General features: G+C 68.4%; 20 protein-coding genes and 4 pseudogenes. 11 read left to right on the top strand and 13 right to left on the bottom strand.

Annotation, left to right across the window (positions count from 1 at the left end; genetic code table 11):
- Positions 1-59: 59 nt before the first annotated feature.
- The 3 genes from AQJ27_RS59575 to AQJ27_RS45580 all read right to left on the bottom strand — a co-directional run bounded on the left by AQJ27_RS59575 (position 60) and on the right by AQJ27_RS45580 (position 2244).
- Positions 60-674 (bottom strand): hypothetical protein, encoded by a 615-nt coding sequence (locus tag AQJ27_RS59575; protein WP_235613906.1) that lies wholly within the window; start codon positions 672-674, stop codon positions 60-62.
- The gene (locus AQJ27_RS45585; RefSeq protein WP_067383294.1) at positions 653-1261 is read right to left on the bottom strand and encodes a TIGR03086 family metal-binding protein; all 609 of its coding nucleotides are present in this window, start codon (positions 1259-1261) and stop codon (positions 653-655) included. The genes AQJ27_RS59575 and AQJ27_RS45585 overlap by 22 nt, the downstream gene beginning before the upstream one ends.
- A 74-nt stretch (positions 1262-1335) precedes the next feature.
- The gene (locus AQJ27_RS45580) at positions 1336-2244 is read right to left on the bottom strand and encodes an MBL fold metallo-hydrolase (RefSeq protein ID WP_067383292.1); all 909 of its coding nucleotides are present in this window, start codon (positions 2242-2244) and stop codon (positions 1336-1338) included.
- A 341-nt stretch (positions 2245-2585) separates the two neighbouring features.
- Between AQJ27_RS45580 and AQJ27_RS45575 the strand changes: the two genes are divergently transcribed.
- The 6 genes from AQJ27_RS45575 to AQJ27_RS45550 all read left to right on the top strand — a co-directional run bounded on the left by AQJ27_RS45575 (position 2586) and on the right by AQJ27_RS45550 (position 7565).
- Entirely contained in the window at positions 2586-3473 is an 888-nt protein-coding gene (locus tag AQJ27_RS45575; protein WP_067383289.1) for a helix-turn-helix transcriptional regulator, read from the top strand.
- 195 nt (positions 3474-3668) lie between these two features.
- A complete protein-coding gene (locus tag AQJ27_RS56945; protein WP_067383285.1) occupies positions 3669-3890 on the top strand; it encodes a hypothetical protein in 222 nt (73 codons plus the stop codon).
- A 194-nt stretch (positions 3891-4084) separates the two neighbouring features.
- Positions 4085-4990, top strand: coding sequence for an LLM class F420-dependent oxidoreductase (locus AQJ27_RS45565; RefSeq protein WP_067383282.1), 906 nt, complete (start codon positions 4085-4087; stop codon positions 4988-4990).
- 55 nt (positions 4991-5045) lie between these two features.
- Entirely contained in the window at positions 5046-5450 is a 405-nt protein-coding gene (locus AQJ27_RS45560) for a nuclear transport factor 2 family protein (RefSeq protein ID WP_067383279.1), read from the top strand.
- Positions 5451-5456: 6 nt separating this feature from the next.
- Entirely contained in the window at positions 5457-6470 is a 1014-nt protein-coding gene (locus tag AQJ27_RS45555; protein WP_067383277.1) for an NADP-dependent oxidoreductase, read from the top strand.
- A gap of 108 nt (positions 6471-6578) precedes the next feature.
- On the top strand, positions 6579-7565 hold the full coding sequence (locus AQJ27_RS45550) for an SDR family NAD(P)-dependent oxidoreductase (RefSeq protein WP_067383274.1): 987 nt from the start codon (positions 6579-6581) through the stop codon (positions 7563-7565).
- A gap of 175 nt (positions 7566-7740) precedes the next feature.
- Here AQJ27_RS45550 and AQJ27_RS45545 read toward each other — a convergent pair whose 3' ends face one another.
- Positions 7741-8628 carry a helix-turn-helix transcriptional regulator gene (locus AQJ27_RS45545; protein WP_067383270.1) on the bottom strand — a complete coding sequence of 296 codons (888 nt, stop codon included), beginning with the start codon at positions 8626-8628 and terminating at the stop codon, positions 7741-7743.
- Between the two features lie 245 nt (positions 8629-8873).
- Here AQJ27_RS45545 and AQJ27_RS45540 point away from each other — a divergent pair, with 245 nt between their 5' ends.
- Positions 8874-10085, top strand: coding sequence for a Cmx/CmrA family chloramphenicol efflux MFS transporter (locus AQJ27_RS45540; protein WP_067383268.1), 1212 nt, complete (start codon positions 8874-8876; stop codon positions 10083-10085).
- Positions 10086-10722: 637 nt separating this feature from the next.
- Here the strand turns inward: AQJ27_RS45540 and AQJ27_RS45535 are convergent.
- Positions 10723-11942 (bottom strand): annotated as a pseudogene (locus AQJ27_RS45535) (IS256 family transposase).
- 650 nt (positions 11943-12592) lie between these two features.
- Between AQJ27_RS45535 and AQJ27_RS45530 the strand changes: the two are divergent.
- Together AQJ27_RS45530 and AQJ27_RS53690 are read left to right on the top strand one after the other, a co-directional pair.
- Positions 12593-13798 carry an epoxide hydrolase family protein gene (locus AQJ27_RS45530; protein WP_341866159.1) on the top strand — a complete coding sequence of 402 codons (1206 nt, stop codon included), beginning with the start codon at positions 12593-12595 and terminating at the stop codon, positions 13796-13798.
- A 227-nt stretch (positions 13799-14025) separates the two neighbouring features.
- Positions 14026-14387, top strand: a pseudogene (locus AQJ27_RS53690) (acetyl-/propionyl-CoA carboxylase subunit alpha); the annotation flags it as partial.
- A gap of 30 nt (positions 14388-14417) precedes the next feature.
- On the opposite strand, the gene gap reads toward AQJ27_RS53690, so the two are convergent.
- Positions 14418-15416 carry a type I glyceraldehyde-3-phosphate dehydrogenase gene (gap, locus tag AQJ27_RS45520; protein ID WP_067383259.1) on the bottom strand — a complete coding sequence of 333 codons (999 nt, stop codon included), beginning with the start codon at positions 15414-15416 and terminating at the stop codon, positions 14418-14420.
- Positions 15417-15527: 111 nt separating this feature from the next.
- On the bottom strand, positions 15528-16484 hold the full coding sequence (locus AQJ27_RS45515; protein WP_067383359.1) for a GlxA family transcriptional regulator: 957 nt from the start codon (positions 16482-16484) through the stop codon (positions 15528-15530).
- Positions 16485-16690: 206 nt separating this feature from the next.
- Between AQJ27_RS45515 and AQJ27_RS45510 the strand changes: the two genes are divergently transcribed.
- Entirely contained in the window at positions 16691-17617 is a 927-nt protein-coding gene (locus tag AQJ27_RS45510; protein WP_235613907.1) for a hypothetical protein, read from the top strand.
- A gap of 81 nt (positions 17618-17698) precedes the next feature.
- Here AQJ27_RS45510 and AQJ27_RS45505 read toward each other — a convergent pair whose 3' ends face one another.
- The 4 genes from AQJ27_RS45505 to AQJ27_RS45490 form a co-directional block, all read right to left on the bottom strand.
- The gene (locus AQJ27_RS45505) at positions 17699-18343 is read right to left on the bottom strand and encodes a hypothetical protein (protein ID WP_159064584.1); all 645 of its coding nucleotides are present in this window, start codon (positions 18341-18343) and stop codon (positions 17699-17701) included.
- Between the two features lie 341 nt (positions 18344-18684).
- The gene (locus AQJ27_RS45500) at positions 18685-19056 is read right to left on the bottom strand and encodes a toxin Doc (RefSeq protein WP_067383252.1); all 372 of its coding nucleotides are present in this window, start codon (positions 19054-19056) and stop codon (positions 18685-18687) included.
- A 2-nt stretch (positions 19057-19058) separates the two neighbouring features.
- The gene (locus AQJ27_RS45495; protein WP_067383353.1) at positions 19059-19310 is read right to left on the bottom strand and encodes a YlcI/YnfO family protein; all 252 of its coding nucleotides are present in this window, start codon (positions 19308-19310) and stop codon (positions 19059-19061) included.
- Positions 19311-19843: 533 nt separating this feature from the next.
- Positions 19844-21463, bottom strand: a complete 1620-nt coding sequence (locus AQJ27_RS45490; protein ID WP_067383249.1) for an amidohydrolase — start codon at positions 21461-21463, stop codon at positions 19844-19846.
- A gap of 548 nt (positions 21464-22011) precedes the next feature.
- Between AQJ27_RS45490 and AQJ27_RS45485 the strand changes: the two genes are divergently transcribed.
- Complete coding sequence (locus AQJ27_RS45485) at positions 22012-22995, top strand: Lrp/AsnC family transcriptional regulator (protein WP_067383245.1); 984 nt, start codon at positions 22012-22014, stop codon at positions 22993-22995.
- A gap of 473 nt (positions 22996-23468) precedes the next feature.
- On the opposite strand, the pseudogene AQJ27_RS60365 reads toward AQJ27_RS45485, so the two are convergent.
- Positions 23469-24182: pseudogene (locus AQJ27_RS60365) on the bottom strand (carboxylesterase family protein); the annotation flags it as partial.
- A pseudogene (locus tag AQJ27_RS60360) lies at positions 24151-24234 on the bottom strand (carboxylesterase family protein); the annotation flags it as partial. The pseudogenes AQJ27_RS60365 and AQJ27_RS60360, both read right to left, overlap by 32 nt.
- Positions 24235-24278: the final 44 nt, after the last annotated feature.

Below are 24278 nucleotides of genomic sequence, written 5' to 3'. Positions count from 1 at the left end.
AGACCATGGCGGCACTCGGATCGGCACGTTCGCCCGTACCAACTGGTGACGCACATTCCTCAGGGTTGAATCGGATCGGCCTGCATGTCGGGGTGCGCCGCCATGACGTACTTCATGGCCGTCGACGTCGCCAGCCCGAACATGCGTATCAGATGGACAGGGTCGGCAGAGTGCCGGGCTTCGTCGTAGATGGGGTCCTGACGCAGCCTGCTGGCGCTGATTCCGACCCGCTCGAAGACGGTCAGGATCGGGGCCACGTTCCAGACGTAGACGTAGATCGTCCCGGAGGCGAGAGCGGGGTTGGATCGGCTGCCTTGGCCGAGGAGAACGTCGATCCAGATGTGAACCGCGTCGGCGAACGGTCCAGACAGAGAGTCGACAAGCTTCCGGGCACGGACCAGTTCCGCATTGGTCACCGGCCGGGGCTTCAAGAGGCCACGTTGACGCAGGAAGCAGACCACACGCCGTCCGTTGTGGTGGCCGCTGAGGATGGCGATGACGTTGACGTCCTCTTCGCGGATGGTTGCTTCGACGCCAAGTTGAGCGGTCAGCACGCGCAGTGTGCGCAGGAACGCGTGATCGATGCACCAGCCGTACGCGAGGCAGGAAGGTTCGCCGGCGATGAAGGCCCCGGTGGACCGTCGGGCACACCCTAATGCGCCGCTGGTGTCCATCGGGGGTTCCTGCCAGTGAGGGCCAGTGCGCGGTCGAGCGCGGGTGCGTCTGCGTCTTGGGGTACTTCGTCACCCAGAAGGCCGAGACCGCGCATGCGGGGTGCCTCACGCGAGTATGTCGCGAACGTGGCTTCGGCCAAGGCCGCGGGTACGGCGAGCGGTTGTCCGGTGGCCACCGCCGTGTCCCAGGCGTGGACGGTGAATTCGGCGATGAGGATCCCGCCGAGCGCGGTCGCGGGCATGGGCGGTCCGCCGAGGCCCGCCTCACCCTCCCACGCTGCCGGCTCGAACCAGGCCCTGGCCGCCGGTTCCGCCGCGCCGGCCAGGAGCAACGCCCACTCGGACTCCGGCCGCCCGGCGAGGAGTGGCACCGGGCTCGCGGTCAGCAGGCCCGGATCCGATGCCGTGCGGGTGCCCGCGTCTCTCGTCATCAGCAGCATCATCGCGATGTGATTGACGAGGTCTTTCACCGTCCACGCCGAACACGGCGTCGGGTTGTGATACTGATCGACCGGTGCACCGCGCACAGCGTCCACGACCAGATCGATGCTCTGCGCCAACTGCTCCACCTTCGTCGCCGGCAGCATGCGGCAACCCTCCTTCGAAGTCGACTGCGCCGAACGCAATCACCGCGGTTCGCCCCTCATTCGTAGGCGTCGTCCTAGTCGATGAAGGCGCTCCACGCGGTGGCGTTGAGGTTGTCGGAGAGGAAGATGTCGGTTCCTCCCAGGCGCTTTTCCCAGGACGGCATGAGTTCGGCCGCGCGGGCGGTGACCGCATCCATCCAGACCTTGATTTCCGCCTGCTTGTTGTCGGCCGGCACCTTGGCGGCGGCCGAGGCTTCCTTCATGTCGACCGTGCGCAGCGCTTCGGAAGCAGCGGCGCGCAGGTCCCGGATGTACTCCCGGTTCGTCGCCACGTCCTCGGGCGTACCGGGCAGCGCCATATGGCCCGTGACGATGGTCTCGTAGTCGTACTCCAGCAACTGGTCCATGGCGTCGAAGTACGCGGGCACATGCGCGGAGAAGTACAGGCGGAAGAACGGCGCGCTCTTCGGAGTGAAGCTGTCCATGGCTCCCATGAGCTTCAGCTCCGGCAGGTGGATGAACAGGTTGCCGGCCTGATGCCAGTCTCCCGTGTAGTCGAGGACGAACCGCACCCCGTCGATGTCCATCTCCTTGCGCCGGCCGCTGAAGGTCTCGGTGGGCAGGGGACGCCGGTCGTCGTTCTTGACCTCCTTGATGAACTCGCCGGTGATCTCATGGGAGATGATCTTCAGGCCGTCCCGCTTCAGCAGGTGAGCCGCCCCGATGTGGTCGGCGTGCGCGTGGCTGTAGATCAGGTGGGTGACCGGCTTGGGGGTGACCGACTCGATCGCCTCCAGCAGTTTGTCCCCCAGGAACGGTGAGGCGTCCACGAGGACGACACCGTTCTTCGTCTCCACGAACATCGTGTTGATCATCCCCTGGGTGACGAAGTGGGCACCACCGCCCAGGTCCTGCACGACATACCCGGACTCCGGGATGTCCGGGCCCAGGGCGAAGTCGGGTACAGGCGCGAACTCGGTCATGGTGATCTCCTTCGGGTGGCCCGCCCCAGGGCTGGGGCGGAGGGGTGTCCTGTGATGGGGTTCCAAGGGGCCGTGTGAGGACTGGCTCGGGCCTGGCCTGCGGCAACGCGGTCTTCGAGGCGACAGCGGGCCGGTGCAGGACAGCCGCTCCTTTCTCCTGCCCGGTGCAGGGAGGCCTTCTGGCTTCCTCTGGCATCCTCACGGGAGAAGGTCGTCGCTTTTCATCCAGCATGGCCTGCTTTGCGTGTGCGTGAACGCTCCAAGGGCGCCCATCTGAACCTAGGTCTGACTGGTCCACCTTCACCGGCCCGTCACGCCGCTACGGGGAGCACACTGGCCGCATGAACGACAACGGCGAACTGGGGGACTTCCTGCGCTCGCGGCGGGCCCGTCTGCGTCCCGAGGACGCGGGGGCGGCTTTCAGCGGCGGCGCGCGCCGGGTGCCCGGACTGCGCCGCGAGGAAGTCGCACATCTGGCCGGGGTGAGTACGGACTACTACGCCCGCCTCGAACAGGGCCGGCACCCTCACGTCTCGGAGACGGTGCTGGAGGCGGTCGCCCGCGCCCTGCGCCTGGACGACACCGAACGCGGCTACCTCTTCGAACTCGCCCGACCCAGGACACCCGGACGCCACCGGAGCAGTCCCGCCCGCGCACCACGCGTGCGGCAGCCGATCCACCAGATGCTGGACGTCCTGAACGACGTCTCACCGGCCGTCGTCATCAACCACCGCAGTGACGTCCTGGGCGCCAACCACCTGGCCAGACAGCTGATCACGGACTTCGACGCACTGCCGCACCGAGACCGCAACCTCGCCCGATTCGTACTGCTCCACCCCGCCGCCCGTGACCTGTACCAGGACTGGGACCGGGTCGCGGAGACCTTCGTCGCCAGTCTGCGCCTGGCCTCCGGACGCCATCCCGACGACCGCCTGCTGAACGAACTCGTCGGGGAGCTGTCCATCAAGGTTCCCGAGTTCTCCACCTGGTGGGCCGGCCACCGCGTGGACCAGTGCGCCCACGGCACCCAACGCCTCGTTCACCCCGTGGTCGGCGAACTCACCCTCTCCTACGAAACGCTGGCTCTACCCGCCGATCCTGACCAGAGCATCGTGCTCTACACCACCGAACCCGGCTCCGCCTCCGCGGAAACACTCCGCCTGCTCGCCAGCTGGACCACACCGACGAACACACACGAGGCCGCCCCCTCCCAGGCACCGTACGGCTGATGAGGAACAGGCGGCCGATCAGTGACCAGGACTCGAGGCCATGACGTCCACGCTCATCCAGACTCCCTTCGGAGAAGGGTCGACGGCCGCCGAGGTCATCGAGGGCGTCGACCTCTCAGACAAGCAGGCGGTCGTCACCGGCGCCGCGTCGGGTCTCGCACTGAAACCGCCCGTGCCCTCGCGAGCGCCGACGCCTTGGTCATCTTCGCGGTCCGCAGCACGGACGTCGGCGAGCACTCCGCGACCGGCATCCGCAAGGCGGCCGGGAACGACGCCGTCCATGTCGGCCCGCTCGATCTCTCCGGCAGGGCGTTGATCGCCGCCTTCACCAGCGCCTGGTCCGGGTCCCAGCATCAGCGACTGTTCCGCCCCTTGTCTCTCGGCCGGCCAGACCCACTCCCCCACCTGCCCGGATGAGAGAAACACAGCCGACTGATGACCAGGAATTCAGGTCGCCAGAGGCGAGGCCGAATTCCAGGTCCTCGGCCGAGCCGCGGCAGCGGCGGCTCGACCGGCCCGGTGAACGGCATGACACCCCTCCGGGCCAGGGGAGGTCCACCCACACAGATCGGCAGCACGAATAACGCATTCATCCTGTTAGGGAATAAACGATGCACTCCGCACCTCGCACCGCACCGCGACAGTCAGCGCAGCAGTCCCTGGGCCGCTTCGGAATCTTCAGCCACGAACTGCGCTCCGAAGACCCGGCACTTCAAGAGCAACGGCGACGCGCGGCAGCCGAGCTGGAAGAACTCGGCTTCGGCGTCATCTGGCTCGGGGGCAACAGCAGCGTGCACCACGCCGCCGCGCTCGCCGGGTCCACCGAACGCATCGCCCTGGCCACCGGCATCCTCAACATCTGGCACGAGGACGCCGCCACGGTGGCCCGGCAGCGAGCCGAGCTGGAGGAAACCCACCCCGGCCGGTTCCTCCTGGGCCTGGGCGCAAGCCACGCCCAGCTGGCCCAGAACTACCAGCGGCCCTACTCGACGATGGTCGGCTACCTCGACGCCCTCGACAACGCAGCCACCCCCGTCCCGGCCGACCGCCGGATCCTGGCGGCGCTCGGACCGAAGATGCTGCGTCTCGCCCGCGACCGGGCCGTCGGCGCCCACCCCGCGATGGTCACCCCCGAATACATCAAGCAGGCCCGGGAGGTCCTGGGCGACGGACCGCTCCTGGCTCCCGTGGTCACCGTGGTCCTGGAAAACGACCCCGTCCGGGCACGTGCCGTCGCACGCGACTTCCTCGAGCTGTACCTCCGGCTGCCCAACTACACCACGAACTTCGAACGCCTCGGCTTCACCGCTGACGACTTCACCGGCGGCGGCAGCGACCGTTTGGTCGCCTCCCTGGTGACCTGGGGAACCGACGACGCGATCAGCGACCGCCTGACCGAGTTCCACACCGCCGGCGCCGACCACCTGGCCCTGCAGCTCATCACCGCCGAGGAAGGCGAGACGCCGCCGCTCACCCAGTGGCGCCGCCTCGCCGACGTCAGCGCGAAGAGTGCGTAGCCGCACAGGTGACGACGCCCGAGGCACACATGACAATCATCCTCTGGAGCACGGCATGTCCACACCTGAGCAGAACAAAGAACTCGTTCTGACGGCCTTCGACACACTCTTCGGCAAGCGCGACTACGCGGCCGCGGAGGAGTTCTGGTCCGAGGACTACCTTCAGCACAGCCGGCACATCCCGCCGGGGCGGGAGGGTCTGTTCAACCTCGTTCGCGCCCTGCCCGCCGCCCTGCGCTACGACAACCAACTCGCGGTCGCCGAGGGCGACTACGTGATGTTCTACGGCCGGTTCTCAGGCACCGGCGAGACCGCCTCCGTCGTGGCCGACGTGGTGCGTGTCGAGAACGGCAGACTGGCCGAACACTGGGACGTCTGGGAGGACGAGGCGACCCGCGCCGAGTCCGCAAGCGGCCTCCCGATGTTCGCCGACCACTTCCCGCACGGCCGGGCGAGGTGAGCCGAGATGACCGGCACCAATCGCCAGTTCCGCCTCAAAGCCCGCCCGGCCGGCCCCTTCGAAGACTCCGACTTCGAGCTCGTCCGGACACCTATTCCCGCGCCCGGCGACGGCGAGTTCCTGGTCAAGATCACACACTTGTCGATCGACCCTGCCATGCGCGGCTGGATGAAAGCAGAGCACGTCACTCCGGTGGACGTCGGAGCGGTCATGCGGGCGATCACGATCGGACAGGTCATGGACTCCCGCCACCCCGGCTTCGCGGAGGGCGACTTCGTCCACGGCACGTTCGGCGTCCAGGAGTTCGCGCTGTCGGACGGAACCGGGGTCTACCAGGTCCACCCCGAGGAGGGCCGGTCGCTCGCGGCGTATCTCGGCGTCCTGGGCATGACCGGCATGACCGCCTACTTCGGGCTCCTCGACGTCGGCCGGCTCGCCGCGGGCGACGTGGTGCTCGTATCGGGAGCAGCCGGGGCCGTGGGAAGCGCCGCCGGTCAGATCGCGAGGATCAAGGGCGCGCACGTGATCGGGATCGCGGGCGGCCCCGAGAAGACGCGCATGCTCGTCGACCGGCTCGGGTTCAGTGCCGCCACCGACTACAAGCGGGACGACTTTCCCGACCAGCTGCGCGACCGCACCCCCCGATACGTCGACGTGTTCTTCGACAACGTCGGCGGAGACATCCTCAACCAGGCACTCACCCGCCTCGCCCGCGGCGCGCGAGTCGTCATCAGCGGCGCGATCTCCCAGTACGACAAAGCCGATGCGGTTGTGGGACCGAGCAACTACCTGACCCTGCTGTACCGGAGCGCCTCCATGGCAGGCGTCGCCGCTCCCGCCTTCGCCGACCGGTATCCCGAGGCCATGGCGCAGATGTCGCACTGGCTCGCCGACGGTCAGCTGACGAGCGTCGAGGACACGGCGCACGGCGACATCGAGACGTTCCCGGCCACGCTCAGGCGCCTGTTCACCGGCGAGAACACCGGCAAGCTCGTCCTCGAACTCGAGCACCAGGCGTGAGCCCACCCCTCTGTCTTCCGGCGCACCTGCACCAGGTGTGCCGGGACCGCCTCCCGCACCTGTTCAGGTGAGGGCAGAACAACCGACCAGTAACTAGGACTTGAGGTCATGACAACCACCCAGCGCATCCACACCCCCTTCGGAGAAGAGTCGACGGCCGCCGAGGTCATCGAGGGCATCGACCTTTCCGGCAAGCACGCGGTCGTCACCGGCGCCGCCTCGGGTCTCGGCGCCGAGACCGCCCGCGCCCTCGCGGACGCCGGTGCCTCGGTCACCCTCGCGGTCCGCAACACGGACGCCGGCGAGCGCACCGCGACCGACATCCGCAAAGCCACCGGAAACGACGCCGTCCATGTCGGCCGGCTCGACCTCGCCGACCAGGCGTCGATCGCCGCCTTCACGAACGCCTGGGCCGGGCCCCTGCACATCCTCGTCAACAACGCCGGCGTGATGGCGCTGCCCACGCTCGAGCGCACACCGGACGGCTGGGAGCTGCAGTTCGCGTCCAACCATCTCGGCCACTTCGCGCTCGCGCTCGGCCTGCACGACGCGCTCGCGGCCGCCGGCAACGCGCGGATCGTGTCGCTGAGCTCCCGCGGCCACCACGCCTCGCCCGTGGAGTTCGACGACATCAATTTCGACAACCGCGCCTACGACCCGTGGCTCGCCTACGGGCAGTCCAAGACCGCCAACGTTCTCTTCGCGGTCGAAGCGAGCAACCGCTGGGCCAGCGACGGGATCACCGCCAACGCCGTCCACCCCGGCGTGATCATGTCGACGAACCTGTCGCGCTACATGGATCCGGACCAGGCCGCACAGCTGCGCGCCGCCGAGGCTGCCGGAGAATTCGGCTCGATCCAGGGCGCACCGTTCCGGTTCAAGACCATCGCCCAAGGCGCCGCGACCAGCGTGCTCGTCGCGGCCTCCCCCCAGCTGGAGGGCATCGGTGGCCGCTACTTCGAGGACAACAACGAAGCGGAGAAGCTGTCCGCCGAGGCCGTGGGATCCGCCCCCGGCGGCGTAGCCCCGTACGCGCTCGACCCGGACGCCGCCAAGCGCCTGTGGGAACTGTCACTCGCCGCAACAGGCGCATGAGCAGAATCCTCGCCGCGATGTAGAGAACACCTAACTCCGTGCGCAGTCCTGGGAGTCCGCAGAGGAGCCGGCCATCGTCCGGGACCGCGCAGACGAGGGCAAAGCACATCGCGGCAGCGGCAGGACGGCTGCCGCAGGTCACAGGGAAGCGGAAATTACGGACGACCTTGGGGAGTCAACTTGAGGGTGCCTCGGAGGAGCTGCGCCCTCGTAGGCCCGTCGGGGCACTCCAGCTGGCGAGCATGCTGAGCGTCTCCGCAGAGGCCGAACCGGGTTCCGCGGTGTAGAGGCAGATACTCAGGTCAGGGTCGGCGGGCAGGGCCAGAATCTCGTAGGAGAGGGTGAGTTCGCCGACCACGGGGTGAACCAGGCGCCGGGTGCCGTGGGCGCACTGGTCCACGCGGTGGCCGGCCCACCAGGTGTCGAACTCGGGAACCTTGGTGGACAGTTCCTCGACGAATTCGTTCAGCAGGCGGTCGTCGGGATGGCGTCCGGCAGCCAGACGAAGACTGGCGACGAACGCCTCCGCGACCCGGTCCCAGTCCTGATAGAGGTCACGGGCGGCGGGCTGGAGCAGTACGAATCGGGCGAAGTTGCGGTCGCGGTGCGGCAGTGCGTCGAAGTCCGTGATCAGCGCCTTGGCAAGATGGTTGACTGCCAGGACGTCGCTGCGGTGGTTGAGGACCAGGGCCGGCGAGACATCGTTGAGGACGTCCAGCATCTGGTGGATCGCCGGACGCACGCGCGGTAGCGGGGCCGGACGGCGCCGTTCCGGGCTGGGGGACTTGGGTCGGGCGAGTTCGAAGAGGTAGCCGCGTTCGGTGTCGTCCAGGCGCAGGGCGCGGGCGACCGCCTCCAGCACCGTCTCCGAGACGTGGGGGTGGCGGCCCTGTTCGAGACGGGCGTAGTAGTCCGTGCTCACCCCGGCCAGGTGCGCGACCTCTTCACGGCGCAGTCCCGGGACCCGGCGCGCACCGCCGCTGAAAGCCGCCCCCGCGTCCTCGGGACGCAGACGGGCCCGCCGCGAGCGCAGGAAGTCACCGAGCTCGTCGCTTTGATCCATGCATCCAGTGATACCACTACAGCGGCATGACGGGCCGGTGAGTGGACCAGCCAGACCTAGGTTCAGCAGGGCGCGCGCGAGGCGTCCGCACGCGTGTCCCGGGCGGGATGCTGGACGCGAACCGGGAGGCAACGCCGCCTCCACAGGTGGCCCTCGCCGGCAACGGGCCCTTTCTGAGAAAGGGCCGCGCACGGCCGAGCGCAGCACCCGGTTACCCCTCGTTCCTCACACGAAGCAGATGAATCATGCCCTTTGTGATCTACGTCCTTGGGCTGGGCATCTTCGCCCAGGGCACCTCGGAATTCATGCTCTCCGGCGTGATGCCCTCCATCGCCCAGGACCTCGACATCCCCCTCACCTCCGCCGGAATGCTGGTGTCCGCCTTCGCCATCGGCATGCTCGTCGGAGCACCGCTGATGAGCCTGGTCACCCTGAAGATGCCGCGCCGTGCCGCGCTGGTCGGCTTCCAGCTCGTCTTCATCGCCGCTCACGTCGGCGCCGCCCTCGTCCCGCACTTCGGATTCCTGCTGGTCATGCGGGTGCTGTCGGCCATGGCGTATGCCGGATTCTGGGCCATGGCCTCGGTCGCGGCCATCTCGCTGGTGGACGCCGACAAGCAGGGCCGGGCCATGGGAGTGGTCGTCTCGGGACTGAGCGTGGCCACGATCATCGGTGTCCCGGGCGGCACCCTGCTCGCACAGCACGCCGGCTGGGAGGCCGCCTTCTGGGCCGTAGCCGCGATGACCGCTGTGTCCACGATCGCACTGCTCATCGCCCTGCCCGGCGGCCGGGACACGACAAGGGCACAGCCGCGTCTGGCCACGGAACTGCGCTCGCTGATGCAGCCACGGCTCTGGGTCGCCTACGCCACCACCGCACTGACCGTGGCCGCCCAATTCGCGATCTTCTCCTATCTCGGAGCCCTGTTGGAGGACGTCACCGGCCTCAGCACGGGCCTGGTACCCCTCGTGCTCGGACTCTACGGCGTCGGCGCGTTCATCGGCCTGACCATCGGAGGACGCGTGGCCGACCGCGCCCCCTTCACACTCCTGCTGGTGGGCATGGCCGCTTTCATCGTCGCCGCGACAGCACTCGCAGTGACCGCACATGTCGCCTGGGTCACGGTCGCGCTGGTGGTGCTCCTGGGCGCCGCCAACTTCGGAGTCACGCCCGCAGTCAACGCCAGAGTCTTCTCCATTCTCGGAGAGACCAGGACGCTCGGCGGCGCCGTGAACATCGCCGCCTTCAACGTCGGCATCGCCGTCGCCCCCGTGGCATCCGGCCTCGTGATCAACACGGGACTGGGGCTGGCGGGTACGGCCTGGATCGGCGCGGCCTTCGGGGTCGCCCACATGGGCAGCGTTCTGCTGGACCGCCACCTCACCCGACGCCACGAAGCGGGAACCGAGGAGCCCACAACCGTCTCCGAGCTGGAGCACGCTCCCGCTGCCACCTGACAACTGCAACCGAAACCAATCGTCCCGGCGCGGGCATCGGTTGCGGAGATCGCCACATCCAGTCGAGGCCGGCGACGCACACTCGACGAGATCCGGTACGAGTCCCTGAGCGGCGGAGAAGGTTACCGAGCCGTTCCGGGTCCGGCCGGTTGAACGGATTGCCAACTCGTGAGGGGCGGTATGTGAGTTGACGCCCATGTCTCCCTTTCGGGAGGGGCAAGCGGGCTGGCCGCGGCGTCCCTGGGCGGCTACGGCCGCGGCTGGGTGAACAAGCCCTGACGGGATGTGAACTCCCTCGGCTGCTGGAGGTGGGCTGTGGGCTGTATGTCACGAAGTGCCTGCGTCGGATCTCTCTGTCTTGAGGAGCCCGGCATCGAAGCTCTGTTCCCGACGCGGTGGCGAGACAGTTTGAGGCGTCTGGTGAACCCGGGTTCTCCAGACCTTTAGATGTCTCACGAGACAGAGGAAACCTGCGACCGAACCCACCTTCCATACCCGGCGCCGGTCCACGAAGAACAACTACACAAGACCCCCGAGAGCGGCCGCATCGTCCGACATGCCGTTCAACGGACGTCAGCCGAGGGCCACGTCCGCAGGAGAGGTGTATCGACGGCTACTGGGTGATCTCATTTTCAGGCTACGCGGTGAGTTCGGTGGGCAGGGCGGTCTCGTCGGTTTGTGACTCGATCGGGTGGAGGCGGGCCTTGGCTAGCAGGTCGAGTCCCATGTAGCGGCGGCCCTTGGTCCACTCGTCGTTCTGCTCGGCCAGCACCGCGCCGACCAGCCGGATGACGGCGGTGCGGTCGGGGAAGATGCCGACCGCGTCGGTGCGAGGTCGGATCTCCTTGTTCAGCCGTTCCTGCGGATTGTTCGACCAGATCTGCCGCCAGGTCTCGCGAGGGAAGGCGGTGAACGCCGGCAGGTAGTGCTGGGCGGCGTCCAAGTGGGCTGCGGCTTTGGGGAATTTGGCTTCCAGGGTGTCCAGGACGTGTCGCATCTGGGCCTGGACGGCGTCGGTGTCGGGCTGTTCGAAGATGGTCGCAGCAGTGCGGCCGCCCGGGGCTGGGCGGATTTTGGAACCTGGCTGAGCAGGTTGCGGGCGTAGTGGGTGCGGCATTGCTGCCAGGAGGCGCCGGGCAGCAATGCGCCGACGGCGTCGACGAGGCCGGCGTGGGCGTCGGAGATGACCAGCTGGACACCGCTCGGGCCACGGGCGATCAGGGAGCGCAGGAAGGCGAGCCGGCTGGCGCCGTCCTTCGCGGTGGCGACGTCGATGCCGAGGATCTCGCGGTGCCCGTCGGTGTTCACGCCGACCGCGATCAGGGCGTGGACGTTGATGATCCGGCCGCCCTCGCGGATCTTCTGGGTCAGCGCATCGACCCGGACGAACGCGTAAGGACCTTGGTCCAGGGGCCGGTTGCGGAAGGCTGTGACCTGCTCGTCCATGTGCCGGGCCATCGCGCTGACCTGGGACTTCGACAGCTGCGTCACGCCGGGAGAGGCGGCGGGCTTGTCGACCCGGCGCGTGCTCACGCCGAGCAGGTAGGCGGTGGCGAGCACCGGGATGAGGGCCTGTTCGGCCCGGCGTCGGCGTTCGAGCAGCCAGTGCGGGAAGCAACTGCCCTGGCGCGGCTTGGGGATGGCCAGTTCGACGGTGTCGGCGCGGGTGTCCCACTCGCGCGGGCGGTAGCCGTTGCGGTGGTTGACGCGTTCGTCGCTGACCTGCCCGTATTCGGCGTTGCAGAGGGCATCTGCCTCCGCGGACATGAGCGCGTCGGCGCACGTCTTCACCATCGCGCGCAGCAGATCCGGACTCGCCGCGGCCAGGTTGTCTTCCGCGAGGGCGTGCAGGGGCACACTGTCAGGTCAGGAAGCCGCATCCGGTATCGGCCAATGCAAGCAGGACTCAACCCCGCGTGCTGCCAGGGCAGAGTAGCGGGACAGCCCTTGAACTCCTGGACATAGCGAGTGAATCATTTGTGCTGCAATAACCCCTGCGTGCTGCAATAACCCCTGAAACCCGCCTCCAGCGGGGCAGCCACCTGCGTGCACCCGTTCGACTGCCTCGGTGCCGAGCCTGCCGTGACCGACGGAGCCATGCCCCTACGTGGCATCCAATATCCCAGGTACGCGGGTGCCTCGTCGGCGTCACTCGTTCGAGTTGCATGCTCACAGGGCGAAAGGTTAGCGTTACGGACAGTAATAGGCCTGTCGCGTGGCATGAGCGCCTGGGTGCCATGCGACTCCACGCCCGATTCGGTACACCTGCGGTGCAGCCTCGGTGTGCGCACGATTCATGTCCGCGCCGGCGAGTGGAAGTCTCACCGAGGAAGCGCTCCTTCTGCACACTCCGCGACTTCGGACGCATGAATTCAGGGAGATCCGTCATGCCCGATTTTCTCCGTTCGTATTCCCGTCGAAAGTTCATCTCCACATCGGCGGCCGTTGCGACCGTGGCGGCGACGGGTGATTTCGGTCTGCGAGCCTGGGGGGAATCCGGAAATCCGATGTCGGCAAGTGAGAGGCAAAGCATCCGCCCGTTCCGCGTGCATATTCCGGAGCAGGATCTGACTGATCTACGTCGACGCATCAAGGCGACACGATGGCCCGATCGGGAAACCGTCCGCGATCAGTCCCAGGGTGTCCAGCTGGCCACGATGAAGGAACTCACCCACTACTGGGGAACGAAGTACAACTGGCGGAACATCGAGGAGACACTCAACTCTCTGCCGATGTACATAACAGAGATCGACGGACTCGACATACAGTTCATCCACGTCCGCTCCCGCCACGCGGATGCCTTGCCGATCATCTTGACCCATGGCTGGCCCGGCTCCATTCTGGAGTTCTTGAAGGTCATCGGGCCACTCAGCAACCCCACGGCCCACGGGAGCCGCGCCGAGGACGCCTTTCACCTCGTCATACCGTCGATGCCGGGCTATGGCTTCTCGGAACGGCCGACGGCCACCGGGTGGAACCCTGACCGCATCGCTCGCGCCTGGGCCGTGCTGATGGAGCGTCTGGGGTACAAGCACTACGTTTCCCAGGGCGGGGACTGGGGTGCTGTGATTTCGGACAAGATGGCCGTACAGAAACCCCCCGGGCTGCTCGGAATCCACGTCAACTTCCCGGCCACCGTGCCGCCCGACATCGCGAAGAAGCTCGCCTGCGGTGACCCCGTACCCGCCGGTCTCAGCCCCGACGAGAAGGCCGCCTACAACCAGCTGGCCGCCTTCTACAAGACTGGATCCGGTTACTCGGCCATGATGGTCACCCGTCCACAGACCGAGGGATACGGACTGACGGACTCGCCCGCCGGACTGGCCGCCTGGATGTACGACAAGTTCGCGGCCTGGACCTACAGCGGCGGCCACCCCGAGCGCGTACTCACCAAGGACGAGATGCTCAACGACATCACCCTGTACTGGGTGACGAACACCGCGGTCTCCTCGTCGCGTCTTTACTGGGAGAACAACGCCAACAACTTCAACGCCGTGTCCGTGTCCATCCCGGCCGCCATCACGGTGTTCCCCGGCGAGATCTACCAGGCCCCGCGCAGCTGGGCGTCACGCGCCTACCACGACCTCTTCTACTACCACAAGGCCCGTAGCGGCGGCCACTTCGCGGCCTGGGAGGTCCCGGGCATCTTCACAGACGAACTCCGGGCCGCATTCTCGTCACTGCGCAACTCCCAGCGAAGAGCAGGAAAGTAGACCTTCGGCAGAAGTCGCCTTTCGACGAGCGGTCGACGATCGCTGAGCGGCTCGAAGACGGTCAGCCGATCGGCCTCGCTGTCGGCGCCCGACGCGGAACCCCCTCGACCGCGCGGCCCCGCCGAGACGCCGGACCCGGCCGCGCACCCACGGCAAAGGGGCCCGAGCGCCTCCTCGAGGCGCAGTGGCTGCATCAAGCCGTAGTGGGCTTGCGTGCGGCGGGCTGCCATCGCGCGGTGGTCCAGGACCCGGACTTCGCCCCCGAACTGACCGGTTCCGCCGACCCGTTCACGGTCCACACCCGCTGGATCGAGACCGAGTTCGTCACGAGATCCCCGCGTTCACGGCCCCCGCGGACACGGACACCGACGAGGAGCCGGGCCGCGAGACGGTTGTCGTCGAGGTCGGCGGCAAGCGCCTCGAGGTCTCGCTGCCGTCCTCGCTGGGCATGTCCCTGGCCCGCACCGGCCTCGCGGCCGGCGCCAAGCCGAAGCGCCGCGCGGCCAAGAAGTCCGGCCCGGTCGCCTCCGGGGACACCCTCGCCTCGCCCATGCAGGGCACGATCGTCAAGGTCGCGGTCGAGGAGGGCCCAGTCCCTCAGTGGCCCGACACCCTCGGGTCAGCGGGTGGCGAGGAGCTCGAGTGTGTCGATCACGCGGTTCGAGAAGCCCCACTCGTTGTCGTACCAGGCGACCACCTTCACGTGCCGGCCATCAACCCTGGTGAGGGCCGAGTCGAAGATCGACGAGGCCGGATTGCCCGTGATGTCGGAGGACACGAGCGGGAAGTCCGAGTACTCGAGGATGCCGGCGAGCGGCCCATCCGCCGCGGTGCGGTACGCGGCCAGCACGTCGTCGCGCGTCACGTCACGAGTGACGGTCGTGTTGAGCTCGACAATCGAGCCCACCGGAACCGGCACACGGATCGAGTCGCCCGACAGCTTGCCTGCCAGGTTCGGCAGCACGAGGCCGATCGCCTTGGCGGCGCCCGTCGTGGTCGGCACGATGTTGACGGCGGCAGCTCGGGCGCGACGGGCGTCGCGGTGCGGACCATCCAGCAGGTTCTGCTCCTGCGTGTAGGCGTGCACCGTCGTCATGAAGCCGTGCTCAATGCCGGCGAGCTCGTCGAGTACCGCGGCCAGCGGTGCGAGCGCGTTGGTCGTGCACGAGGCGTTCGAGACGATCGTGTGCAGGGTCGGGTCGTACGTGTCGCTGTTGACCCCGAACGCCAGCGTGACATCAGCGCCGTCCGACGGCGCACTGACCAGCACCTTCTTCGCGCCCGCAGCGAGGTGGGCGCGGGCAGCCTCGGCCGACGTGAAACGGCCGGTCGCTTCGAGGACGATGTCGACACCGAGTTCGGCCCACGGCAGCTGCGCCGGTTCACGCTCGGCGAGCACCTTGATGCGACGGCCGTCGACGACGAGGGCGTCCCCGTCGACGGTCACCGGGCGACCGAGCCGGCCGGCCGTAGTGTCGTAGGCGAGCAGTCGCGCGAGGGCGGCGGGCTCCGTGAGGTCGTTGACGGCGGCGACCTCGAGGGTGCTGTCGCGTTCGAGCAGTGCGCGCAGCACGTTGCGTCCGATGCGGCCGAATCCGTTGATGGCGATGCGAGTCATAAGTGCTGTCCCTTCGGTTCGCCACCAAGGCTCGCTCGCGGCACCCCACCGGTGACAGTGGCGGGATCGCCATGGTTCAAAAGGATCGCGCCAGGTGCGCCGGTGACGGGACTACTCGCCCTGGGCGAAGGTGCGCCGGTACTCGCTCGGCGTGGTGCCGAGGATGCGATGGAAGTGCAGCCGCAGATTCGCACCGGTGCCGAGACCGACATCTGCGGCGATCCGCTCGACGCTGCGCTGCGAACGCTCGAGCAGCTCGCGGGCCATGTCGATGCGGGCTCGCATGACCCACTGCATCGGCGTGTACCCGGTCTCCGCCACGAAGCGCCGCGAGAACGTGCGCGGCGAGACCGCTGCCTGCTGCGCCAGCACCTCGAGGGTGAGGGGCTCGTCGAGCCGGTGCAGCGCCCACTCGCGAGTTTGGGCGAACCGCTCACCGAGTGGCTCCGGCACGCTGCGCGGCACATACTGCGCCTGACCGCCACTTCGGTAGGGGGCCGCGACCAATCGCCGGGCCGCGTGGTTCGACGCGGCCACCCCGAGGTCTCCGCGCAGAATGTGCAGGCACAGGTCGATGCCCGAGGCGGCGCCGGCCGACGTCAGCACGCTGCCCTCGTCGACGAACAGAACGTTCTCGTCGACCTCGACGAGCGGATGCTTCGCCACCAGCGCCCGTGAGTAGTGCCAGTGCGTCGTGGCACGCCTGCCGTCGAGCAGGCCCGTCGCGGCAAGCGCGAAGGCGCCCGTCGAGATGGCGGCGAGCCGCGCGCCCCGGTCGTGGGCAGCGATCAGCGCGTCGACGACGGCTTGAGGCGGATCGTCACGGTCCGGGAACCGATAGCCGGGGATGAACACGATGTCGGCCCATGCAAGTGCGTCAAGGCCATGGGCGACGTGGTACGAGAGGCCGTCGCCACCGGTCACGAGACCAGGTGCCGCGCCGCACAGCCGCACCTCGTACGGCATGCTCGCGCGCGTGGTGAACACCTGCGCGGGGATTCCGACATCGAGCGGCTTCGCACCCTCCAGCACAAGAACGGCGACGCGACGCAGGCGAGAGGCTGACACGGAGACAGGGTACGCAGGGGTGCGGGCCCCGATCACGATCAGGGCATAGGCAGCTTCGCTCCCCTGCCTGTGAAGACAGGGTCCGTCATACCCGATAGGCCATGCCGAACGAACGCGCTGCCTGCAACGGCACGGCTTACGCGCATGGTCATTCGACCGGACTCGCCTCACGTGCGGGCGGGGCAACCGACGAACAGACTGGTGCCATGCCCGCGCCCGAGGAGCCGCCGCCCAGGTCTGCAACCGAGCCTCCCCCACGGCCGCCGAAGTCCGCGTTTCTGGACAAGGCTGCATACATCGCGGCGCCCGGGACTGTGGCCATCGGGCTGCTGTACTACTTTGGCAACGTCTACCAGCGCGCGTACTACACCGCACTCGGGGTGATCCCCGAAGATCTGCAGTTCTCCGTGCAAGCCATGCTGGCCAAGAGCCCTGACGCCATCTTCCTGCCGCTGTGGTTCCTGCTCGTGTGTGGGCTCATCGTGTTACTGGTGCTCGGCTGGGTGGGACAGTCGCTCAGCGGGCCACGGCATGCGGCCCGTCGCAGCAAGGTGATCCTCTGGCTGCTGGGCTCGGGCCTTGCCCTGTTGCTGCTGGGCTTCCCGGTCTTCTTCTGGGAGAAGATTCTCCCTACGCTTCCGGGCGGCTGGGCCGCCCAGTTCGTGCCTGCGATGCTGGTGGCACTGGGCGCAACCTTGGCCTTCTTCGCCGTACAACTGCGCCTCACCCACGACGGAGGGACACACGACCGGCCCGGCCGCACCGGGGACCGGCTATGGCAGTCGGGGGGAGCCCTGCTCCTCGGGCTACTGACGATGACACTCTTCTTCACCATGGCCCGCTACGCGTCGATGGCGGGCGTGAGCAACGCCGTCGCGGCCGCTCAGGACCACTACCGGAAGAGTCAGCACGTAGTGGTCCACTCACGTGTGATCCTCCAGCACCACGCGCGGGACATCAGATACAAGGACCTGGGCGACAGAGCCGGTCCGTACCGCTACCAGTACAGCGGCTTCCGGCTGATCGCGAAGTCGCCGAGCCGCTACTACCTGGTCTCCAAGACCGCGGACTACAACAGCACCAAGGTCGTGGTCCTCCCCGACGACGACACCGTGCGGGTGGAGCTGAGCTAGAGGCTGTGGAGCTGAGCCAAGGGCTCGGGGTGTCGACCAGGCCGTGCGTCACCGGCCTGCCCCGGCGAAGCGCCCGACGCGTCAGGAGACTCCGCTCCCGGTCGGTGTCGGTGTCGGTGTGTCCGTGACGTCGGGAGTCGGCGTCGACTCCGTGCCGGTGGCAGTGGGCGATGGGGGCTCGCTGGTCGGCTCCTCGGTCGTGGCCGTCGTCGTCTTGGACGCTCCCACCGCCTCCCCGGAGAGAGTCACGGTGAGCGTCCCTCCTTGGGAGGTCACGGCCGTCAGAGTCACGCTGAACCGTCCCGGCTCCTCAGCGGTGTGCGAGAGCGCGACCTGGCAATTCTCGCCGGGCTGCAGCTCGACGTTCTCGCAGCCGTTCGCGGTGATCGAGGTCTCACCGCTATCGGTGGCGGCGTCGAACTGCTGCAACGTCGTCGGCACATGGCCGGTGTTGACGAAGTCCACCCTGCCGCCGGCCGGCTCGCCCACGTTCGCGGTCGGGACATGCATCGCCGGCACTGTACGTCCTTCGTCCGAGCCGTCGCCGACGTCGACTCTGCCCAGCTCGGGGTCGCCGTCGGACGCAGTGCTCTGTACCGACCCGGTCGCGGTGGTCCCCGTCGGCTGAGGTGTCGGCTGCCCGTCCTCGTCCTTGCACCCCGTTGTCGCGGCCAGCGCGGCGATCATCGCTGTCACGGCAAGGCTTCGGGTGATCGCAGACGTCATGGCGTCGGTCCTCTGCTCCCGTCGGTCCGGCTGGGCTGGGCTGGGCTCAACCTCAACGTGGCACACCCGAAGGCCGGCACCGATCGGCCCCGCCAGGGAAACGGCGTGATCACTCGAAAGGACACCCGAACAACACAAAGGGCGGTCACCCCCGAGAGGATGACCGCCCTTTGCTCATGCGGCTCCCATGCAGCGCCCTTGCGTCGACTGACCGACTGGCCGACTGGCCGACTGGCCGACTGGCCGACTGGCCGACAGCCCCGAGTGTCATCACTCTCCGACGCCCAAAACCGCACCCTGCAGGACACCGCGCTGCACCAGGCGCCTCATATGGGGTGAGCTCAGATGCGCCAGGAGCGGATGCGGTCGGCCGCGTCGTACCCGTCGGCGCGGCCGGCGTCGATGTCGCGGGCGAGGTCAATCAGCGCACCGTACGGCGGGTCGACAGCCTCGCCCGCGGCGCCCATGTACGCCGTGACGATCGCGGCACCGTACAAGGCATTGCGGGCCGGGAGGGGGCGCAGTCGGATGATCGCGTGCATCAGGGCCGCCGCTCGCCAGGCGTTGTCGACGGCGACGCCGACCTGGGGGGTGTTGACCCGGTGGCGCGCGACGGCGGCCACGAGGTTGGAGAAGTCGTGGACCGAGGGGTGCTTGGGCAGCACTTCCGACTGACGTTCCAGCAGCCAGCGGATGTCGATGTGGAGCTCCATGGTCAGGCAGCAGCCCGTCCAGAGGCGTCCAGCCGGGCGGGAGCGTCGTCGGGAAACGCCGCGTCGAACGCGGCCGCGTTGTCGGCGACGAACGCGCGGAAGACGTCGGCGGCGCTGTCCAGGCGGGGATCGCGGACCGCGTTGTGCGCGGCCTCGGTGATGAGCGCGGTGACCGTGGTGCCCTCGGCTTCCGCCCGCTCCTGCAACTGCGCGTGGAGTTCTTCGGGGACCCGGATCGTCACTGACTTCGACATGTTCCGACCGTACAGCAAGGCGTACAGCGCGGGGATGGGTACGACGAATCCGAACCCGGACGAGGCACCTTCCCACCTCGGGCCGTGGCGCCGATGCCACAGATGACACCGATGACACAACTGATCGGTGTCACAGGTCCTCGGACCCAGTTGGACCCAGCTCCGTGCGCGGCGCGGTCCACCTGGGAGAGCGGGGAGCGACGGACCCAGCGCCCGGGGACCAAGGGGCGGACGGCGAGCCGGGTCCAGTGGGCAGGTCAGGCCGGGATGCCGGGCAGAACTTGCCCGGCGGCGATCTGGAGGCGGGCGGTCATCGCGTGGCCGTCCACACCGAGTACCGATCGCCGTTGTCCGCCTCGACGGTATGGGTGGCCGCTTTCCAGGCACGGCGCGTCCCACCAGTCGTACGGCCACGGGTTGAGTCAGGCGAGGTTCGTGCTCCATGTGCGCACCTGTCCGCGCGACTCGCCCGGTCGCTGTGGTTGCTGCGTGCCGGGCGAGTCGCGCGTTTCTTCACTCTGCGGCGCGGTCTCCTAGCGGGCATCGGCGGGTGTGACGAGGAGGCCGCCGACGATGGTGTGGGTGGGGTTGAGATCGCGCAGGGCGCCGCTGGGGCAGTGGGCGGGGTCCTGGTCCCAGACGGTGAGGTCGGCGAAGCGGCCCGGGGTGAGAGTGCCGCGCAGGCTCTCCTCGCCGCACAGGCGGGCGGCGTTGGTGGTGTGCAGGGCGAGGGCTTCCTGGTAGGTGATGGCGTGCTCGGGGCCCTTGACGCCGATGACGGTCTGCCGGGTGGTCATGCCCCAGACGGAGCGCATGGCGCCGAACTGGCCGACGGGGAAGTCGGATCCGGCGCTGACCTGGGCGCCGAGGTCGATCCAGCCGCGGGCCGGGAAAAGCCGGGCGACGCGTTCCGGGCCCCAGAAGCCCTCCTCCACCTCAGCGGTGTCGTGGAGCAGCGGCTGCTGGATGGTCACGGGGATACCCAGGTCGACGGCCCGGGCGCGCTGTTCGGGGCCGGCCAGGCCGCCGTGCTCCATCACCAGGGTGCCGGCGGCCAGGCCTGGGTTACGTGCCAGGACGCGTTCATAGACGTCCAGGAGGATGCGGACCGCGCGATCGCCGTAGGCGTGCGTGCCGACGCGCCAGCCGCGGCGGACCACGGCCTCGACCGCCTCGACCAGGGCGTCGGGCTCCCAGGTCAGCGTGCCGGAGAAGGAGTGGTCGCAGGCGTACGGCTCTTCGGTGGCCCCGGCCTCCAGCCCGCCGTCGAGCCCGAACTTCACTCCCCATACCCGAAGCCACGGGTCGGAGCCGTAGCGCCAGTCCTCCATGGCGTCGAGCAGGTCCTCCACCTGGGCCGCGCTGGTCAGGCCGAGCGCGGAGATCAGGGCCCGCACCCGGGTGCTCAGCGCCCCCGACTCGCGGGCGGCGAGGAGCACCTTGTAGTCCTCGAGGGTGACCGCGCAGTCGCGCACGCTGCCGATGCCGGTGGCGGCGTACTGGCTGGTGGCCAGGCGCAACCCGTCGATCCGCTGGGACCGGTCCGGCGCCGGAACCAGGCGCTCCACCAGGCCCAGGGCGTTGTCGATCAGCCGACCGTCGAGCCTGCCGTCCGCGTCGCGGCCGATCACACCGCCGGGCGGTGCGGGGGTGTCCTCGGTGATGCCAGCCAGCCGCAGCGCGTAGGTGTTGACGACGTCGTTGTGGCCGCCGCGCTTGACCAGGACCGGGTGCCGGTCGGTGGCCCGGTCGAGTTCGGCCGCGGTGGGCATGCGGCGCTCGGCCAGGTTGAGTTCCTGCCAGTTCGTGGTGGTGCGGATCCACTCCCCCTCGGGGGTCAGCTCGGCCCGCTGCCGGATCAGGTCCAGGAACTCGGGGATCGTGCGCGCCTTGTGCACGGGAACGTCGTACGCGCCGAGCGCGGCGTAGATCAGGTGGGTGTGGGTGTCGTCGAACGCCGGCAGCACCGTGGCACCGGGCAGGTCGTGGACCGTGGTGCGGGCGGTCACCCAGTGGTCGAGTCCGTTCCGGTCGGAGGACAAGGCCGCGATGCGGTCGCCCCGCACGGCCAGCGCCCGCTGCGGAGCCTGGCCGGGCACCAGTGTGTGCACCGCGTCGGCCCGGATCACCAGATCGGCTCCGTGATCAGTCATGGTCTTCTCCCCACCATCTGAAAGTCGTCATTGAGGGCGCGTCAGGGGCCGCAGGGGGGGCCGGGTCCGCGCCCGGCCGAAGATCGTCCACCACGTCCGCCGACAAGACCGTTCTACGGACTCTCAGCCGATTCACATACATTTTCGAGCCGTGAACGCAGAAACTACGCCACGACTGCGGCTCATCAGACTGATCATGCGCCAATCACTCGACGAGACGAACCGTCGGGGATCGCGGCTGCCAGCTGCTCTTCACACCTCGCCGCGCGCCTCCTGGCGCTAGGTGGTCACGCCGCCTGGGCCTGTCCGAGCGCACCGTCGTACGCCGCACGGCGCCGTCGCACGCCGCACGGCCATCCCCTCGGCATCGACACCGCGCACACCGAGGACGGCGTTCCGCGGTGGGTGTTTTCCAGGGCGATGACGCGAGGTCCGATGCACCGAGTCGAGCCACGATCCGTCGGGGCTGGCGCAGGTAGCGCGGCGCCGATGATCGCGGTCCCCGGATACGCTCGTCTCCAGAGGAAGAAGATCACTGAGGGGTTGGGGTGCCGAAAGTACGCCAGGATCTTGATGCTGTGGATCGGCGGATCACGGCCGTGCTGCTGGCATCTCCCCGCGCCTCCTGGCGGCATGTCGCCGACGTGCTGGGTGTTTCGGAGCGCACGGTCGTGCGCCGCGCCGCACCGCTGTTCCACGACCAGACCCTCCGGGCGACGGCGGTGCGCAACCCCGCCCTCTATCCCCACCTCATCCCCATGGTGTTGCGCATCCGCTGCCGCCCCCATCGGATCACCGCCATCGCCGCCACCCTCGCTCGGCGCCGCGACACCGTCTGGGTCGACATTCTGGGCGGCGGGGACGAGATCTGCGTCGTGCTCTTCCTGAACGGACGCGATGCCCGCAACGAGCTTGTGCTGCGCGACCTGCCTGCGACCGCGGCCGTGCAGTCCTGGACGTCGTACGAACTGCTGAGAGTGTTCCCCGCGGGGTTTGCCTGGAGCGCTGGACTGCTGACTCAGGAGGAGTCCGCGCAGCTGTGGCCCGGCTTCGATGCCTCCCCCGAGCCCCTCTCTCCGCTGCCGGGAGATGACGTACTTGTCGATGCGCTGATCGAGGACTCCCGGATGACTTACGAGGAGCTTGCCGCCCGCACCGGCAAGACTGCGCGGACCGTGCGTCGCCGTATGGACGCCCTGGTGGAGGCGCATGCCGTCCGGCTGGCCACCGAAGTCGATCTCGCTCTGCTGGGGGTGCATGCCGAGGCACTGCTGTGGATCAAGGCGATACCAGGGGCGTTGCAGGAGACCGGGCAGATCCTCAGCCGGCATCCGCAGGTGCGCTTCACCGCCGCCACAACGGGCGCCAGCAGTCTGTTGGTCGCGGTGGCCGCCGCCGATCTGAGCGCGCTCTATGCGTTCCTGACCGCCACGGTGGGGGCCTTGCCACATATCTCCGACATTGAGGTGACGCCCATTCTCACTGGCGTCAAACGCACAGGCCTGGTGCGTCCCACTGCACTGTCGTTGTGATGCCGCTTTCCACTCCACGCGGATCGGCCAGGGGCTACGGACCCGGCGTCTGGCATCACGATGAAGACTAGGAGCAACAGCACTCCCAGGGTGAGGGGAAGCGGGCGCAGCCACTCGTTCCAGTCCGTGAACCGGTCGGCGAGGGTTACCTTCAGCCGAAGTGTCGGATTCTTGCGGTGGCCGCAGGCGCGTACGGAAGCCAGTCGCTCGCGGAGCCGGTGGCGACGAATGCGGCGACAGCCGTGGCGAAGGACCGCCCCCGTGCCCGCTCGGTGTCCGAGGGGGTCCCCAACATCGGGCTGTCTGGGTAGTTGTCGAACGTGCGGAAGTGCGTTCGCGTGGCGCTGGAAGACGTCCTGTGCGCTGGGGCCGAACTGGCCGGCGAGGAGTTGCAGTGCGCTTTCTCGCGTGAGCGACTGGATGCGTGGCTCGAAAGCGAAGAAGGTGGTCATCTCGTCCCGGGTGGTGCCGATCAGAAGGTCCTTGCCCTCCAAGGCCCCGTTCGCCATCGCCTGTTGCCAGGCTTGGGGTATGCCGACGCCGCCGAGAACCGGGTACATTGGAGGGGCGGCGTTGCCCGGGCGCGCGAGACGAGCTGCCAACTCGCCGTAGGCGGACAGGAGTCGCCCGACGGGGAGAGCGCAGAGGGCCTGCCCGGGATCTGCGGTACTGGGGACGTCCAGCAGGCGCTGGTGTTCCTCGGCGGCCTGCTCGGGATTCTGCGGCGGGAGGCCCCAAGGGCCGCTCTGCAGGAGCACCCTCCTGACAAGCCCCCCGGTAGCCGGATCGAACGCCAGTGACAGGGCCGACTGCCCACCGGCCGCCATGGCCCGAGGGTCTCCTCCGAAGGAAACGATGTTGTCGCGCACCCAGCGCAGGACGGCGGCCTGATCCTGGGCGCCGAGATTGTCGGCGCCGATCTGCGGGAGATAGAGGTAACCCAGCGGCCCTACCCGGTAGTTGGCGGTCGCCACCACCACGTCGCCCGCTTCCGCGAGGCGGGCACCGTCGTACCAGTCCCATCCGCCCGAGCCACTGGTGAAACCGCCTCCGTGGATCTTCGTTCCAGTCGGGCGTACGAGGCCCCATGACGCGTTCCAGCCGTGACGGGCCCTGCGGTCCGGCCGGTCCCGCGTCCACCGCTTCGCGTATTCCCGTCCACCCCGGGTGCTTGTGCGGCGCCGCAAAGCGGAACATGTCCACCGGCGAGGCGGCGTAGGGAATGCCTTGAAAGGCCACCACCGATTCCGTCGCCGAGTCTCGGACCTTGCCCCGGTCCGTGG

Origin of the sequence: Streptomyces olivochromogenes, assembly GCF_001514115.1 — a bacterium.
GTDB classification, from domain to species: Bacteria; Actinomycetota; Actinomycetes; order Streptomycetales; family Streptomycetaceae; genus Streptomyces; species Streptomyces olivochromogenes.
Note: the sequence above shows the minus strand (reverse complement) of the source record. Positions and strands in the feature narration are given on the sequence as shown.

Bases quoted from the DNA above. Each gene is read 5' to 3' on its own strand.
- AQJ27_RS59575 (WP_235613906.1), bottom strand. From the start codon at position 674: ATGGACACCAGCGGCGCATTAGGGTGTGCCCGACGGTCCACCGGGGCC.
- AQJ27_RS45585 (WP_067383294.1), bottom strand. From the start codon at position 1,261: ATGCTGCCGGCGACGAAGGTGGAGCAGTTGGCGCAGAGCATCGATCTG.
- AQJ27_RS45580 (WP_067383292.1), bottom strand. From the start codon at position 2,244: ATGACCGAGTTCGCGCCTGTACCCGACTTCGCCCTGGGCCCGGACATC.
- AQJ27_RS45575 (WP_067383289.1), top strand. From the start codon at position 2,586: ATGAACGACAACGGCGAACTGGGGGACTTCCTGCGCTCGCGGCGGGCC.
- AQJ27_RS45565 (WP_067383282.1), top strand. From the start codon at position 4,085: ATGCACTCCGCACCTCGCACCGCACCGCGACAGTCAGCGCAGCAGTCC.
- AQJ27_RS45560 (WP_067383279.1), top strand. From the start codon at position 5,046: ATGTCCACACCTGAGCAGAACAAAGAACTCGTTCTGACGGCCTTCGAC.
- AQJ27_RS45555 (WP_067383277.1), top strand. From the start codon at position 5,457: ATGACCGGCACCAATCGCCAGTTCCGCCTCAAAGCCCGCCCGGCCGGC.
- AQJ27_RS45550 (WP_067383274.1), top strand. From the start codon at position 6,579: ATGACAACCACCCAGCGCATCCACACCCCCTTCGGAGAAGAGTCGACG.
- AQJ27_RS45545 (WP_067383270.1), bottom strand. From the start codon at position 8,628: ATGGATCAAAGCGACGAGCTCGGTGACTTCCTGCGCTCGCGGCGGGCC.
- AQJ27_RS45540 (WP_067383268.1), top strand. From the start codon at position 8,874: ATGCCCTTTGTGATCTACGTCCTTGGGCTGGGCATCTTCGCCCAGGGC.
- AQJ27_RS45530 (WP_341866159.1), top strand. From the start codon at position 12,593: ATGTCGGCAAGTGAGAGGCAAAGCATCCGCCCGTTCCGCGTGCATATT.
- gap (WP_067383259.1), bottom strand. From the start codon at position 15,416: ATGACTCGCATCGCCATCAACGGATTCGGCCGCATCGGACGCAACGTG.
- AQJ27_RS45510 (WP_235613907.1), top strand. From the start codon at position 16,691: ATGCCCGCGCCCGAGGAGCCGCCGCCCAGGTCTGCAACCGAGCCTCCC.
- AQJ27_RS45505 (WP_159064584.1), bottom strand. From the start codon at position 18,343: ATGACGTCTGCGATCACCCGAAGCCTTGCCGTGACAGCGATGATCGCC.
- AQJ27_RS45500 (WP_067383252.1), bottom strand. From the start codon at position 19,056: ATGGAGCTCCACATCGACATCCGCTGGCTGCTGGAACGTCAGTCGGAA.
- AQJ27_RS45495 (WP_067383353.1), bottom strand. From the start codon at position 19,310: ATGTCGAAGTCAGTGACGATCCGGGTCCCCGAAGAACTCCACGCGCAG.
- AQJ27_RS45490 (WP_067383249.1), bottom strand. From the start codon at position 21,463: ATGACTGATCACGGAGCCGATCTGGTGATCCGGGCCGACGCGGTGCAC.